At 57.2% G+C, this 13,763-nt stretch carries 15 protein-coding genes; 8 read left to right on the top strand and 7 right to left on the bottom strand.

The genetic code is table 11. The features are described from left to right. Window positions 1–4: 4 nt before the first annotated feature. The 3 genes from M3P88_RS00575 to nadA all read right to left on the bottom strand — a co-directional run bounded on the left by M3P88_RS00575 (window position 5) and on the right by nadA (window position 2,437). Entirely contained in the window at window positions 5–673 is a 669-nt protein-coding gene (locus M3P88_RS00575; RefSeq protein WP_249614153.1) for a protein-L-isoaspartate(D-aspartate) O-methyltransferase, read from the bottom strand. Beyond that, complete coding sequence (gene surE / locus M3P88_RS00580) at window positions 658–1,401, bottom strand: 5'/3'-nucleotidase SurE (RefSeq protein ID WP_249614154.1); 744 nt, start codon at window positions 1,399–1,401, stop codon at window positions 658–660. The genes M3P88_RS00575 and surE overlap by 16 nt, the downstream gene beginning before the upstream one ends. Before the next feature lie 118 nt (window positions 1,402–1,519). After that, window positions 1,520–2,437: a quinolinate synthase NadA gene (gene nadA, locus M3P88_RS00585; RefSeq protein WP_249614155.1), complete on the bottom strand. Its 918-nt coding sequence runs from the start codon at window positions 2,435–2,437 to the stop codon at window positions 1,520–1,522. A 321-nt stretch (window positions 2,438–2,758) separates the two neighbouring features. On the opposite strand from nadA, the gene M3P88_RS00590 reads away from it, so the two are divergent. The 8 genes from M3P88_RS00590 (at window position 2,759) to M3P88_RS00625 (ending at window position 10,494) form a co-directional block, all read left to right on the top strand. Continuing rightward, a complete protein-coding gene (locus tag M3P88_RS00590; RefSeq protein ID WP_249614156.1) occupies window positions 2,759–5,434 on the top strand; it encodes a bifunctional acetate--CoA ligase family protein/GNAT family N-acetyltransferase in 2,676 nt (891 codons plus the stop codon). A gap of 107 nt (window positions 5,435–5,541) precedes the next feature. Then, window positions 5,542–5,793 (top strand): 30S ribosomal protein S16, encoded by a 252-nt coding sequence (gene rpsP, locus M3P88_RS00595; protein ID WP_124734747.1) that lies wholly within the window; start codon window positions 5,542–5,544, stop codon window positions 5,791–5,793. Between the two features lie 33 nt (window positions 5,794–5,826). After that, window positions 5,827–6,333: a ribosome maturation factor RimM gene (rimM, locus tag M3P88_RS00600; RefSeq protein ID WP_249614158.1), complete on the top strand. Its 507-nt coding sequence runs from the start codon at window positions 5,827–5,829 to the stop codon at window positions 6,331–6,333. Beyond that, the gene (gene trmD, locus M3P88_RS00605; protein WP_249614159.1) at window positions 6,333–7,100 is read left to right on the top strand and encodes a tRNA (guanosine(37)-N1)-methyltransferase TrmD; all 768 of its coding nucleotides are present in this window, start codon (window positions 6,333–6,335) and stop codon (window positions 7,098–7,100) included. The genes rimM and trmD overlap by 1 nt, the downstream gene beginning before the upstream one ends. Before the next feature lies 1 nt (window position 7,101). Next, window positions 7,102–7,470, top strand: a complete 369-nt coding sequence (gene rplS, locus M3P88_RS00610; RefSeq protein WP_124734750.1) for a 50S ribosomal protein L19 — start codon at window positions 7,102–7,104, stop codon at window positions 7,468–7,470. A gap of 92 nt (window positions 7,471–7,562) precedes the next feature. Then, entirely contained in the window at window positions 7,563–8,027 is a 465-nt protein-coding gene (locus M3P88_RS00615; protein WP_249614160.1) for a methylated-DNA--[protein]-cysteine S-methyltransferase, read from the top strand. After that, a complete protein-coding gene (gene xerD / locus M3P88_RS00620) occupies window positions 8,017–8,901 on the top strand; it encodes a site-specific tyrosine recombinase XerD (protein ID WP_249614161.1) in 885 nt (294 codons plus the stop codon). Before M3P88_RS00615 ends, xerD begins: the two co-directional genes overlap by 11 nt. A gap of 171 nt (window positions 8,902–9,072) precedes the next feature. Beyond that, window positions 9,073–10,494, top strand: coding sequence for a GGDEF domain-containing protein (locus M3P88_RS00625; protein WP_249614162.1), 1,422 nt, complete (start codon window positions 9,073–9,075; stop codon window positions 10,492–10,494). A gap of 53 nt (window positions 10,495–10,547) precedes the next feature. Here the strand turns inward: M3P88_RS00625 and M3P88_RS00630 are convergent, their stop codons facing one another. From M3P88_RS00630 to M3P88_RS00645, 4 genes are all read right to left on the bottom strand, one after another. Beyond that, entirely contained in the window at window positions 10,548–11,159 is a 612-nt protein-coding gene (locus tag M3P88_RS00630; protein WP_249614163.1) for a glutathione S-transferase N-terminal domain-containing protein, read from the bottom strand. 87 nt (window positions 11,160–11,246) lie between these two features. Continuing rightward, a complete protein-coding gene (locus M3P88_RS00635; RefSeq protein WP_249614164.1) occupies window positions 11,247–11,936 on the bottom strand; it encodes an SIMPL domain-containing protein in 690 nt (229 codons plus the stop codon). Window positions 11,937–12,035: 99 nt separating this feature from the next. Beyond that, entirely contained in the window at window positions 12,036–12,830 is a 795-nt protein-coding gene (locus M3P88_RS00640; protein ID WP_249614165.1) for an ABC transporter ATP-binding protein, read from the bottom strand. Then, the gene (locus M3P88_RS00645; protein ID WP_249614166.1) at window positions 12,827–13,729 is read right to left on the bottom strand and encodes an ABC transporter permease; all 903 of its coding nucleotides are present in this window, start codon (window positions 13,727–13,729) and stop codon (window positions 12,827–12,829) included. Before M3P88_RS00645 ends, M3P88_RS00640 begins: the two co-directional genes overlap by 4 nt. Window positions 13,730–13,763 lie beyond the last annotated feature (34 nt).

The following is a 13,763-nucleotide window of genomic DNA, read 5'->3' on the forward strand; positions in this document are numbered from 1 at the left end:
TGCGTTAAATCCGTCCGGGGAGTAGGGGGACAAATTTTACGGGATCCAGCCGGGTTTGCCGGATGCCGCTTGCCGTTTTTTCAAGCAACAGTAAATGCTGCTCTTGCTCACCCAGTGGCATGATCATCCGTCCGTTTTCCGCCAGCTGCTCCAGTAGTAATGCCGGAACGGTGCTGGCGGCACAGGTCATGATGATTCCATCGAATGGCGCCGTTTCCGGCAGGCCTGCATGACCATCGCCATGCAGAAGGCGTGCATGGATCAGCCGTGCCGCGCGCAGATTGCGTCTGGCTTTTTCCAGCAAGGCACCCTGGCGTTCGATTGAATACACCTCGGCACCGGTTTGCAGCAGCACGGCGCTTTGGTAGCCGCAACCGGTACCGATCTCAAGAATGCGTCCGGGGGCGCGTCCGGTGATGAGTAGCTCGGTCATGCGGGCTACGGTAAAGGGCTGCGATATGGTCTGTCCGTGCCCGATAGGCAGGGAAACGTCATCATAGGCGCGACTGGCGAGTGCTTCATCGACAAACAGGTGGCGTGGCACCTGACTCATCGCGGTCAATACGCGCTCATCGCAAATGCCGCGCTGGCGCAAGCGTTCGCTCATGCGCAGCCGCGTGCGTTCGGACAGCATGCCCCAAGCTGCAGTGGGCTGACTTACGGCTGTAGCCATGACTTGATCCCGTCCAGCTGGTCGTAGGCTGTCAGGTCTATCATCAGCGGTGTGATTGAGGCATGGTGATTGGCCACTGCGTAGAAGTCCGTTCCTTCTCCCGCGTCCTGGGCAGACCCTACCGTGCCGACCCAGTAAACCTTGTCACCGCGCGGGCTGACGCTCTGAACGACGGGTTCGGCATGGTGGCGTCTCCCTAGGCGGGTGACCAAGCTGCCTTGCAGTGCGTCAAGTGGAATGTCGGGTATGTTGACATTGAGCAGGGTCGGGCGGGAGAAGGGACGGCTACATAGGCGTTCAAGCAACTCGTCGACGACATGGGCTGCCGTTGCAAAATTATCGCCCGAGCGACCGCATAGAGAAACCGCAACCGAAGGGATGCCTAGCAGATAGCCTTCGGTCGCTGCGGCGACAGTGCCGGAGTAAATCGTGTCATCTCCCATATTGGCACCATGATTGATGCCGGAGAAGATGATATCAGGGCGAAAGTTGAGCAGGCCGGTTACTGCCAGATGGACGCAATCGGTGGGAGTTCCGTTGACGTAAAAAAAACCGTTGCCTGCTTGGCGCACGCTAAGTGGCCGATCCAGTGTCAGTGAATTGCTGGCTCCACTACGGTCACGCTCGGGAGCGACAACGACAACCTCGCCGTGACGTGCCAGCGTAGATGCCAGCGCGGCGATGCCGGGGGCAAAATAACCGTCGTCGTTGCTGATGAGAAATTTCATGCAAATTCTCCGAGTGACCGCCTGATTGTATCCTTGCTGCTTACCGTCACAACAGCACAGAGCGACGGTAAGCAAGCAACCTGTTGTAAAACAGGCATAGGTATAAAGGCAAGGGTGCTTAGGCGTAATAACGCTGGCTGAAGTCGAGCATGCGTTCTATCGGCAGGCGGGCTGCCGCCATTTCCGCCTCGCTCAGGTAATCTATTTCCTGTCCTTCGCCTTGCTGTGCCCGGCGCACGGCCTCTATGGTGTTCATTTTCATATAGGGGCAGGAGTTGCACTGGCAACCGGCGTAGATCGGCGCTTGGCGCAGGTCGAGGTCGGGACGTGCCAGCCCCATGTTGTACAGAATACCATCTTCGGTCGCGACAAAAATCACGGCTTTCGGGTCATCGGCATAGGCTTTGACCCAATTGAGCATGCCGGATGTCGAGCCGACATAATCGGCTTTTTGCAATACCGGCAGCGGGCTTTCCGGGTGGGCGATCAGGAATTTTTTGCCCGAAACGGCATTGAATGCCTCAGTTAACGCCGCTTCATTGAATTTGTCGTGTACTTCGCAGACTGCCGACCAAAGCGGCATATCGTAGCCGTATTGGTAATTCAGGTAGGCACCCATATTGCGGTCCGGCGAGAAAATGACTTTTTTCCCTTCGGCATAAAGATGCGCGATGATATCGTCAACATTACGGCTGGTGACAATCCAGTCTGACAGTGCTTTGTGTTGCGCGCTCGAATTGATATACGACACATGGACATGGTCGGGGTGGCTCTCCCGCCAGCGTTTGAGCGCCACAATATCGGTCTGGGTGACTAGAGAGCAAGTCGAGCCTGCGTCCGGCAAAATAACGGTTGCGGCCGGATTGAGGATTTTGGCTGTTTCCGCCATAAAGCGCACGCCGGCAAAAACAATGATGTCAGCCTCGGCTTCGCGTGCAAACAGCGACAGCTCCAGACTGTCCCCCACCTTATCAGCCATCTGCTGGATTTCCGGTTGGGTGTAGTAGTGGGCTAGTGTGACGACTCGTTTCGTCATGATGGCTTTATATACTCCGGTGACTACCGCACAACACTCGACGCGGGCTTTGTTGCGGCGCAATATCCAAGGTGAAAGTGGAAGAGCGTAACAAGTTTGCGGGCGCTAGGCTAGCTGTGGCAAGTACCACTTGTTGCGATGAATGTTATCGGTTCATGCTTGTCGGTGTAGTCAATAATCATAAACCGGTGTCGGCCAAGCTATGTGATTGCACGAAGGCGGTTTTTTCGATGCCACCTCGCATATGCATTTATATCCCGCGTGTCGCCCTTGACAGCGGCATGAGGCCATTATTTTGCTGGGTTTTTTTAGAAGAGTCCCATGAAGCCCCACTATCTTACTTCATTGTTTTCTCCGCGCAGTGTGGCGGTCATCGGTGCCAGCGATACGCCAGGCTCGGTTGGGCAGGCCGTTTTTGCCAATCTGCTGGCTGGAAATTTTCAGGGAAAACTCTATCCGGTCAATCTGAACCATAAGACGGTAGGCGGTATCGCCGCCGTAGCGTCTGTGCGTCAGATCGAGCCGGATGTGGAGTTGGCGGTGGTTACGACTCCCTTGCGCAGCTTGCCGGCAATTATGAAGGATTGCGGTAAGAAAGGCGTAAAAGCAATGCTGCTGGCCAAGGAGTTTTCCGACAGCGAGCAGATCGAGCGTGAAATCATGGCCGAGGCCATGTCTATTGCCAGTCATTACGGCATCCGTGTGCTGGGGCCGAATGTGCTGGGGCTGATGCGCCCCGTAGCGGGGTTTAATGCCACGAATTACACCAGTAAGGTGAAAACGGGCAATTTGGCCCTGGTGTCGCAGTCTTCCGCCCTATGTACCGCGATGCTGGACTGGGCCGACAGCAAAGGAATCGGTTTTTCCAGTGTGATATCGGTCGGCACGGCACTGGACGTAGAGTTTGGCGAGATACTGGACTATCTGGTCGCAGACACGTTTACCCAAGGCATCTTGTTGCATGTGCATCATATTCATGATGCCCGGCGCTTTATGAGCGCTCTGCGTGCCGCTGCGCGTACCAAGCCGGTGGTGGTGATCAAGTCTGGCCGCTATGAAAGCCAGGAGGCGGGGGTACTGGCATCCAGTCATTTGATTGATGGCAATGATGTCTTCGATGTTGCCTTGTCGCGCGCCGGTGTGTTGCAGGTGCAAACCATTGCCCAGTTGTTTACTGCGGCCAAGATGCTGGCGGCTAAATACCGTATTTCCGGCAGGCGTCTGGCTATTGTGACCAATGGCATCGGCCCGGGAATTTTGGCTGCTGATAGTGCCTGGACTTATGGCGTCGAACTCGCTCAGTTGTCGGCCCAAACATTAAGCCAGCTGGATGATGTGTTGCCCCGTAACTGGTCGCGGGCAAACCCGGTCGATATTATTGGCGATGCTTCGCCCATGCGTTTTCGTAGCGGGGTTAAAGCGTGTCTGGATGACCCTGGGGTGGATGGCGTCTTGGTTATTTTTACGCCGCAAGCCGGAACTGATCATTTGACTACGGCGCAACTAATGGTGGGCTTGCAGCGCGAGTCATCCAAACCGATATTTTTGTCTTGGCTGGGGGATGCCAAGGTATCCGAGAGCCGGGAGCTGTTTTCCAAGGCCAAATGCGCACATTTTCGCGCGCCTGAATTCGCCGTCGAGGTATTCCGCAATCTGGCGGCCTATCACGATAACCAGCAGTTGCTATTGCAAACGCCAGGTCCGCTGGAGGGGGCGCTGCATGAGCCGGATGTGGCTGCGGCACGCGCCGTGATTGCCGATGTGTTGGCGCAGGGGAGAGCCGTCTTGTCGGAACGCGAGTCTAAGGCTGTGCTGGCAAGCTTTGGTATTCCGGTCAACCCGACATTGCTGGCGACGACAGAAGATGAAGCGGTCGCCCTGGCTGCGGCCATCGGCTATCCGGTCGTGCTTAAGATCGATTCGCCCGACATTATGTATAAATCGGACGTTAGTGGTGTCGAGCTGAATATCAGCAACGAGGCGACATTGCGCCAGGCTTTTGTCTCCATCTGGCAGCGGGCGCAAGCGGTCAAGCCGGATGCCCGCATCGCCGGGGTGTCGGTGCAGGCCATGAAAAAATACCGTTATGCGCGCGAGGTCATGGTCGGCGTTGCGCATGATTCGGTGTTTGGCCCAGTCGTCGCTTTTGGTGCCGGCGGTATCGCCGTCGAGGTGTTGCAGGATCGCGCCTTGGCTTTGCCGCCTTTGAATGCCTATCTGGTGCGGCGCATGATTGCCAGAACCCGCGTTAGTAAAGTACTCGGTCCTTTCCGCAATCTGCCCGAGGTCGATCACGATGCTTTGCATAATGTCTTGCTGCGGGTGTCGGAGATGGTTTGCGAACTGCCCGAAGTGCGCGAACTGGAGATCAATCCGCTCTTGGTGGATGAACACGGGGTGATGGTGCTGGATGCCAGCATTATCCTGCACGCGGTGCCTGTCGGGCGTAAACGCTATCAGCATATGGCGATCATGCCTTACCCGACCCATATGGTGAAGCAGGTCTGCCTGAAGGATGAAACCGAGGTCCTTATCCGGCCGGTACGCCCGGAAGATGCGGATATGCAGCAAGCCTTTGTGCGCAATCTGTCGGAAGAGAGTCGCTACAACCGCTATCTGTCCAGTATCAAGCAGCTATCGCAGCAGGTGCTGGTGCGCTTCACCCAGCTTGATTACGACCGCGAAATGGCGCTGGCCATGGTGCGCGAACGGGATGGCAGCGAAGAAATGCTGGCTGTTGCCCGTTTTATTACCGACCCGGATATGGAGTCGTGCGAGTTTGCACTGGAGGTTGGCGACTCGTGGCAAGGCAAAGGCATAGGCTATGTGCTGATGGATGCATTATTTGATGCCGCGCGTATGCAAGGGCTGAAAATCATGCATGGCGAGGTGCTGGCGGCGAATAAAGGGATGCTGAAACTGATGCAAAAGCTGGGCTTTGAAGTCACGGTGCATCCGGAAGACAGGGCGCTGACGCTGGTCAGCAAGGTGTTATGAGGGCGGGCAAGGGGGTGATGCAGGAATAAACACTTGCCAGATAAAGAAAAATTGCCCTAGAATTGCACGCTTTTCTACGTTCCGATTTCATTCAAGGACTATCGACAATGGTAGTAATTCGTCTGTCTCGCGGTGGTTCCAAGAACCGTCCGTTCTACAACATCGTTGTTACCGATTCCCGCAGCCGTCGTGATGGCCGCTTTATCGAGCGCGTTGGCTTCTACAACCCAGTTGCAAACGAAAAAGAAGAGCGCGTGCGCTTCACCATGGATCGTCTGAACCATTGGGTTGGCGTGGGTGCTCAGGTGTCCGACACCGTAGCCAAGCTGCTCAAGGAGCAGGCTAAGGCTGCTGCTTAACCGTTGGTGATTCAACTAGCGGGTAAGGACATTATGCGCAGCGAAGATCTGGTCATCATGGGTTATGTCAGTGGTGCGTTTGGTGTACGCGGCTGGGTGAAAGTCCATGCCGACACCGAATACGCCGATAGCCTGTTTGACTACCCGGTCTGGTGGCTGGGCAAAAATGGTAGCTTTAAAGCGTATACCTTCGAAGAGGGTGCAGTTCATCCCAAGGCACTGGCAGCCAAACTGGCTGGTGTTGAAGGGCGTGATGCTGCCCACGCTTTGCGTGGATGCGAAATTGCCGTGCCGCGTGCGGAACTGCCTGAAACTGAAGAGGGCGAATACTACTGGTCCGATCTGATCGGTCTGGAAGTCGTCAACCAGGAAGGCGTGACGCTGGGCAAGGTAAAAAACTTGCTGGAAACCGGTGCCAATGATGTGCTGGTGCTGGCGGATGACGGGAAAGAGCGTTTGCTTCCCTTCGTCGATCAGGTTGTGTTGAATGTTGACCTTGCAGCCGGCCGTATTTCGGTCGACTGGGGCGTCGATTTCTGATGCAGATAGACGCGATCTCGCTGTTTCCCGAGATGTTCGATGCAGTCACCCGTTTCGGCGTTAGCCGGCGCGCGGTGGAGCTGGGCATCTGTGATTTTTCCGCGTGGAATCCGCGGGACTTCACTAGCAATAACTATCGTACGATAGATGACCGGCCTTATGGCGGTGGCCCCGGCATGCTGATGCTGATCGAGCCTTTAGTCGCTGCGCTTGACGCGGCACGGGCAAGGCAGCAGGCACAGGGCGCCGCAACGAGTCATGTCGTTTATTTGTCGCCACAAGGACGGGCACTGGATCACCGCAAGGCGGTCGAGTTGTCGCAACGTCCGGGTCTCATTCTCTTGTGCGGGCGCTATGAAGGCGTCGACGAGCGTTTGATCGAGAGCGAAGTCGACGAGGAAATTTCCATCGGCGACTATGTGCTGTCGGGGGGCGAGTTACCGGCGATGGTGCTGATGGATACGGTGTTGCGGTTGTTGCCCGGCGTGCTGGGTGACGCGCAGTCGGCGAGTGAAGACTCGTTTGCCGACGGACTGCTGGACTGTCCGCATTACACACGACCGGAAGAGTACCGGGGGATGAGGGTGCCGGACGTATTGATGTCCGGTAATCATGCCCTGATTGCAAAATGGCGACTTAAACAGTCGTTGGGCCGTACCTGGTTACGCCGCCCCGACTTGTTGCAGGGCCGTACATTATCAAAACAGGAATCTCGGCTGCTGGCAGAGTATCAGCAGGAACAAGATTCCCAGAAAGCGGAGCATTAACATGGATCTGATTCAACAACTCGAGCAAGAAGAAATTGCCCGTCTGGGCAAGACCATTCCTGAATTCGCACCAGGTGACACCGTTGTCATCCAGGTTAAAGTTAAGGAAGGTAACCGCGAGCGTCTGCAGGCTTACGAAGGTGTCGTAATCTCCAAGCGTAACCGTGGCCTGAACAGCTCTTTCATCGTGCGCAAAATGTCTGCCGGTGAAGGTGTTGAGCGTACTTTCCAGACTTACTCCCCGCTGCTGGCTACCATCGAAGTCAAGCGTCGTGGTGACGTTCGTCGCGCCAAGCTGTACTACCTGCGCGGCCTGACCGGCAAGTCCGCACGTATCAAGGAAAAGCTGCCAGCACGCAAGGCACGCTAATTGACCGCGGACAGGATGTCCGCTGGCCAAACGACGGCTTTGCCGTCATGATGAAGCGCAAGGCATTCCTTGCGCTTTTTTTCGTTTCTAAGATGACCTCCTATTCCGCCATTATTCCCGCGCCCTTTGCCAGGCTGGGCATCCGTTGTTCGACCCAACACTTGCAAGGGATCGATTTTCTGCCCGCTGGTACGATGGTGCAGACGGCAGGCTCCGGCACGCTGGCCGCCGAAGTCACCCGACAGTTGCAGGCGTGGCTGCTGGATGCCGCCTTTTGTTTCGACTTGCCCTACCGCTTGCAGGGCACGCCATTCCAGATGCGGGTATGGCAGGCCATTGCCGCCATTCCACCCGGGCAGACACTCAGTTACCAGCAGCTTGCCGCCAATATAGGATCGGTTGCGCGCGCGGTCGGCGGAGCGTGCGGACGCAATCCTTTACCCATTATTATTCCTTGCCACCGGGTGCTGGCAAAAAACGGTCTGGGTGGTTTCAACCTGTCGACCGGTCACGAGATGCTGGCGATCAAGCGCTGGCTGCTTGCCCATGAACGCTAGTCTTGAGCTGATTGATGCCTTTCTGGACCGGTGCTTGCTGGCTGATGGTTTGTCGCGCAACACGCTGGATGCTTACCGGCGCGATCTGTGCAAGCTGGCGCAGCGTCTTGAGGCTCTGGAGACGAATCTGGTTGCTGTCGATGAGGCTGTGCTGGCGCAGGTACTGCTGCCGCAAGCGCAAGAGAGTGCGGCGACCCGTGCGCGGCTGATTTCGGCAGCGCGGCGTTTTTTTCGTCATCTGCTGGAAAGCGGTGTGCGCCGCAATGACCCGCTCAAGCGCCTGAAAGGGCCGCAGCCGGTACGCGCCTTGCCGCGTCCTTTGTCGGAAGCCAATGTGGAGGCCTTGCTGGAGGCACCCGATACCGCCAGTTTGCTGGGCTTGCGGGACAGGGCCATGTTCGAGCTGATGTATGCGACCGGGCTGCGCGTGTCCGAACTGGTGTCCTTGCAGTTGGGCGAGCTGGATCTGGTATCCGGCGTCGTGTCCACCATAGGCAAGGGCGACAAGCAAAGGCTGGTGCCCATGGGTGAGGTCGCGCAGGAGTGGTTATTGCGCTATCTGAACGAATCACGGCCGCTCTTGCTGGCGGGGGCGGCTTGCGATGATGTGTTTGTGACCGTCAGGCGTAGCCGTATGACGCGGCAGATGGCCTGGCTTCTGATTAAACGCTACGCGACGCAACTGGGTTTGAGTCATGTCAGCCCGCACACCTTGCGCCATGCTTTTGCCACGCATCTGGTCAACCATGGTGCCGATCTGCGCGTGGTACAGTTATTGCTCGGCCACGCCGATATTTCGACGACCCAGATCTATACCCATGTCGCCCGTGAGCGTTTGCGTCAGTTGCACCGGGCACACCACCCGCGCGGCTGATTTCGGCATCTACTCATGTTGACCTGCGTGGCGATTACATCGGCCATCAACTAGTCTGATGGCATGCCAAATGACGCAGATATTTTCTCCCCTGTCGCGAATGAGGGGACCGGCCATCTGTCCGCTTCTTCCTTGCTTGATGCTCAAGCGGAGGTGGACTCTGGTGCGCGCATGCTGCGTTTTCGTTTGCTGCGCCCTGAGGCCAAGCGGGGCATTGTCCGGCGTCTGGCGCTGGCCTGGTTTTTGTCGCTGAGCCTGTGCTTGTTGTCGGTGGGCTGGCCAGTCGCAGAGTCCTGGCTGAGCCTGTCTTTGCCTTGGCGTGCAGAGGTGCTGCCGCTGGTGCTGGCGCCTGCCATGTTGCTGGCTATCTTGTGGACGCTTTGGTTCGGCATTGCGCTGGGGGGCATGCTGGCTTTGCTCAGTGCGCTGTTTGCCGCATGGATGATGCATTTTTCGCTGCCGTTTATCTTACTGGCCGGTGCGACCCACTTGCTGGCACTGCTGATCTTGTATCTGGGTTACCGGGCCGTGCCCATGCGCCCCGATCTTTCCTCTGGCAAGAATCTGCTGTTTTTTTTGATGATGGTGACGGTGAGTGCGACATTTGCCTCGCTGGATGTGCTGGTTGGCATTTACGCCCGCCATGCCGGCTATGCCGAGCTGTTGAACTTATGGCTTGGTCGCTGGTTAGGTCTGCTGGCTAATTTTGTACTGCTGGTGCCATTGCTCTGGCGCTACGGGCGGCGTATCGAGCATGCGCTCGATACGCTGTCATGGCTGACACGGCGCAGGGTGCGCCTGACATATTCCCTATGGACAACGGCGCTGCTGTTGTTTGCCTTATTGCTTTATGTTTTTCTGGCGGTCAGATTGCATGGTGCTTATGTCGAGCAGGCCTTTTTCCATTTTGACCGCATTGGCTGGCCTACGGTAGCGCTGTCTGCCTTGCAAGTACTGCAAGTGATTCATATCGTGCTGTCGGTGCTGGTGGTGTTTATCGCCTATTTCTTTTATCAGATATTGCAGCACTGGACGGGGACGCTTAAACGTACGGCCAGCCAGTTGCGCCTGTTGAATCAGAAATTGGCCGAGCTTGCGCTAACCGATGAACTGACCGGTTTGTATAACCGCCGCCATTTCATGGCGATGGCCAAGCGTGAGCTGGCCAATGCCGAGCGGCATGGCATGCCTTGCTCTTTGTTGCTGATCGATATCGACCACTTCAAGTGGGTCAATGATCACTATGGTCATCTGGCCGGCGATCAGGTTCTGCGCATATTGGGGCGCCTGCTGCCGGTGTTGCTGCGTCCCAGCGATCTGGCGGCGCGTTATGGCGGGGAGGAGTTGGTGGTCTTGCTCAGGCATACGCCGCTGGACGAGGCGCAGGAGGTTGCCGAGCGTATACGTCAGGCGATTGCAGTGCAGACCTATCCCGATTTACCCGCCAGCTTGCGGGTGACGGTCAGTCTGGGGGTGGCGGAGTCCCGCGTGGCCGAGCCGGATCTGGACTGGCTGATCGAGCGAACCGACCGCGCACTGTACCGGGCAAAAAATGGCGGGCGTAACCGCATAGAATGCGACCCGGGCGCATAAGCGGCCGGGTCGGTCGGTGCTGAGTCTTTTGGACTGTTGCCGATGAAGGAAGATTACACGCAGGCGGGCTGGGTATCGGTAAAGGATGCTCGCAGAGATAGCTTGTCCTGCAAAGCGGCCAGATTGGGATAGTCGGCTTGCCAGTCAAGTTCGGGAAAGCGCAGCGCCAGATAGCCCAAGCCGCAGCCCACTGCAATGTCGGCAATGCTGTAAGCCTCGCCGTTGCACCACAAGCGTTCACCCAGATCGCGGCTCATGGTCGCCAGTGCACGGCTAATTTTTGCATGCTGGTACTGGACCCATTCTTCCATTTGCTTGTCGGCAGGGCGGCGGCGTTCGATCACGATGGCAACGGCCGCATCACACAGACCGTCGGCCAGCGCTTCCCAGCGCCGGGTATCTATCAGTGCGCGTCTTTCCTGCGGGTAAAGGCGGGAAACGGGCGAAATACTATCCAGATATTCGACAATAACCCGCGAGTCGAACAGCACGCTGCCATCATCCAGCTCAAGAGCCGGTACCTTGCCCAGCGGGTTGTAGTCGCTAATGTGGCTGTCGGCCTGCCAAGGCTGCTCGATCTGGATCGGACATTCTATTTTTTTTTCGGCCAGTACGATGCGTACTTTGCGTGCAAAGGGACTGGTGGGTGAAGCAAGCAGTTTCATAGTCTGTCGGTGTTAGGTTGGCTGCAAAGCCAATGATTCAATGTCGAACTGTAACCTAATGAACAGCAAGACGAAAGCGTTGTGTATCTAAAGTAGCTCTACCTTGCCGGATACTTCCAGACGTAGCAGGCTAACACCGGATTGCCAGTCGGGATTGGAGGGGGCAGCGGCATCCATTGCGGCATCCATTGCGGCAGACTTGAGCATGACAGGGCGGAATGAGGGCGGCGGTGTATTTTGCCCCAGGCTGAGTTCGCGTACCGCGATCTGCGCTTTGTCCAAAGCGCGGGCGGCGATCTGCGCCTGTGTGCGCAAGCTATGAATGGCTTGCGGAATCAATTGTTGTTCGGTTTCGCGCCTGAGTTGCTCCGAGACGCGGAAGTCCACACTGGAAAGCAGCATAAAGCGCTGCAGTTGTACGGTCAGCTCGCCGGCTTGCTGCATATTGCGGCTTTGGATGCTGAGCGATGCGCGTGCGCTCCATGCCTGCAGCTTGCCGTTCTTATCGTACTCGGGCCAGCTATTGTAAGCACTGTTGCGACTGCTAACGGCAGGAAAACCTTTAGCGATAGTGACGGCGCGGGCAAGCTGGCGGTTCAGGCGTTCGGCCAGAACCGCGGGGTCGCTGGCCTTGTCCTCGATATAGAGTGTGGCCTGAAACTCGTCATTGGCCAGTTCGCGCTCGGCGCTGGCATTCAGGTTCAGCATCACGCCCTCGGCCTGTGCCGCAGGCGCGAGCAGGCAGAACAGGGTAAACAGACAGGACAATATCTTCATCGGGCAACCTTCAGGGCAAGGCAATCATTCATATTGTGAATCATAGCCCAGATATGCAATAAAGGTTGTGGTGGCGGAGATATGCCCTGCCCCGTTGCGCTAGCCTAGTAGCAAGGCATCATCATCGATGACCTCGCCGCGGGTTTTTTCGAACATGGACAGCAAATCGGCAACCTGCATCTGGCTACGTGTTTCGCCGCTTACATCCAGCACTACCTGACCTTGATGCAGCATAACCGTACGGTCGCCATGGTCCAGCGCCTGACGCATGGAATGGGTCACCATCAGCGCGGTGAGTTGATTGTCGCGCACGATCTGGTCGGTCAGCTCCAGCACGAAAGCGGCGGTTTTGGGGTCTAGCGCCGCCGTGTGTTCATCCAGCAGCAGGATGCGCGAGGGGCGCAGTGAGGCCATTAACAGGCTGATGGCCTGGCGCTGTCCGCCGGACAGCAGCCCCATGCGGTCGGATAAGCGGTTTTCCAGCCCCAGCTTCAGCGTCGCGAGTTTGTCGCGGAATAATTCGCGCTGCGCTTTTTTAACCGCCAGCCCCAGACCGCGTTTCTCTCCGCGCTGCCAGGCCAGCGCCAGATTCTCTTCTATGCTCAGCCCTTCACAGGTGCCGGCCATCGGATCCTGAAAGACCCGTGCCACCAGTTTGGCACGCTGCCAGGCATCCATGCGGGTCACATCCTGCTGGTCGATAAACAGGCGGCCGGAGTCGGGCTGTATATCACCGGAGATGGCATTAAGCAGTGTCGACTTGCCGGCGCCATTGCTGCCTATCACCGTGACGAACTGGCCGGTTTCTATGGTCAGCGACATGCCGCGCAGCACATGGTTTTCGACCGGCGTGCCCGGGTTGAAGGTTTTTTGCAGATTGTCGGCGCGCATCATTTGGCCAATCCTCCGGACAGTAGCTTGAATTTGGCCTTGATCAGCGGCAGCACCAAGGCAAAGCCAACCAGCAGCGCGGTGATCAGGTTAAGGTCCTGCGCCGCCAGACCGATAAAGTCGGCGTTGAGCGCCAGTGCGATCAGTACGCGATAGAGCAGGGCGCCCAATACCGTCGCCAGTGTGATCACCCACAGCTTGCGCGACGGAATCAGCGTTTCGCCGATAATGACCGCTGCCAGCCCGACCACGATGGTGCCGATCCCCATCGAGATATCAGCACCGCCCTGAGTCTGCACATAGAGCGCACCACCCAGCGCGATCAGCGCATTGGAGAGTGCCATGCCAAAGAGCACCATGCGGTCGGTGGAAATGCCTTGGGCGCGTGCCATGCGCGGGTTGGCACCGGTGGCGCGCATGGCAAGGCCGGCCTGCGAGGCAAAGAAAGCATCCAGCGCCAGCTTGGCCAGCACGATAATGGCGGCAAGTACGGCTGGTTGCACCGTCATGGCACGATCAAAATCGTCGCCAATGAGGGCGGAGAATACGGTGGCTTCACCGATCAGCGGAATATTCGGCGCTCCCATAATTCTGAGATTGATCGAATACAGGGCAATCATCACCAGAATGCTGGCCAGCAATTGCAGGATATTCAGGCGCACATTGAGCCAGGCTGTCGTCCAGCCTGCGGCAGCGCCGGCCAGCATGGCAAAGGCGCAGGCGCTGTAAGGATCATGGCCGCCGGCGATCAAGGTGGCGGCAACGGCGCCGCCCAGCGGGAAGCTGCCATCGGCGGTCAGGTCGGGAAAATTCAGAATGCGGAAGGAAATCAGCACGCCCAGTGCAACTAGGGCGAAGATCAGGCCGATTTCCAGTGCACCCATCAGGGCAATGACGGACATGGTTGGGGGCTTTCTTTGTGTTTGCCATGCTTCT

It is taken from the genome of Craterilacuibacter sp. RT1T, assembly GCF_023502145.1.
Taxonomy (GTDB): domain Bacteria; phylum Pseudomonadota; class Gammaproteobacteria; order Burkholderiales; family Chromobacteriaceae; genus Craterilacuibacter.

Bases quoted from the DNA above. Each gene is read 5' to 3' on its own strand.
- M3P88_RS00630 (WP_249614163.1), bottom strand. From the start codon at position 11,159: ATGAAACTGCTTGCTTCACCCACCAGTCCCTTTGCACGCAAAGTACGC.
- M3P88_RS00645 (WP_249614166.1), bottom strand. From the start codon at position 13,729: ATGTCCGTCATTGCCCTGATGGGTGCACTGGAAATCGGCCTGATCTTC.
- xerD (WP_249614161.1), top strand. From the start codon at position 8,017: ATGAACGCTAGTCTTGAGCTGATTGATGCCTTTCTGGACCGGTGCTTG.
- rpsP (WP_124734747.1), top strand. From the start codon at position 5,542: ATGGTAGTAATTCGTCTGTCTCGCGGTGGTTCCAAGAACCGTCCGTTC.
- M3P88_RS00590 (WP_249614156.1), top strand. From the start codon at position 2,759: ATGAAGCCCCACTATCTTACTTCATTGTTTTCTCCGCGCAGTGTGGCG.
- rplS (WP_124734750.1), top strand. From the start codon at position 7,102: ATGGATCTGATTCAACAACTCGAGCAAGAAGAAATTGCCCGTCTGGGC.
- M3P88_RS00575 (WP_249614153.1), bottom strand. From the start codon at position 673: ATGGCTACAGCCGTAAGTCAGCCCACTGCAGCTTGGGGCATGCTGTCC.
- M3P88_RS00635 (WP_249614164.1), bottom strand. From the start codon at position 11,936: ATGAAGATATTGTCCTGTCTGTTTACCCTGTTCTGCCTGCTCGCGCCT.
- rimM (WP_249614158.1), top strand. From the start codon at position 5,827: ATGCGCAGCGAAGATCTGGTCATCATGGGTTATGTCAGTGGTGCGTTT.
- M3P88_RS00625 (WP_249614162.1), top strand. From the start codon at position 9,073: ATGCTGCGTTTTCGTTTGCTGCGCCCTGAGGCCAAGCGGGGCATTGTC.
- surE (WP_249614154.1), bottom strand. From the start codon at position 1,401: ATGAAATTTCTCATCAGCAACGACGACGGTTATTTTGCCCCCGGCATC.
- nadA (WP_249614155.1), bottom strand. From the start codon at position 2,437: ATGACGAAACGAGTCGTCACACTAGCCCACTACTACACCCAACCGGAA.
- M3P88_RS00640 (WP_249614165.1), bottom strand. From the start codon at position 12,830: ATGATGCGCGCCGACAATCTGCAAAAAACCTTCAACCCGGGCACGCCG.
- trmD (WP_249614159.1), top strand. From the start codon at position 6,333: ATGCAGATAGACGCGATCTCGCTGTTTCCCGAGATGTTCGATGCAGTC.
- M3P88_RS00615 (WP_249614160.1), top strand. From the start codon at position 7,563: ATGACCTCCTATTCCGCCATTATTCCCGCGCCCTTTGCCAGGCTGGGC.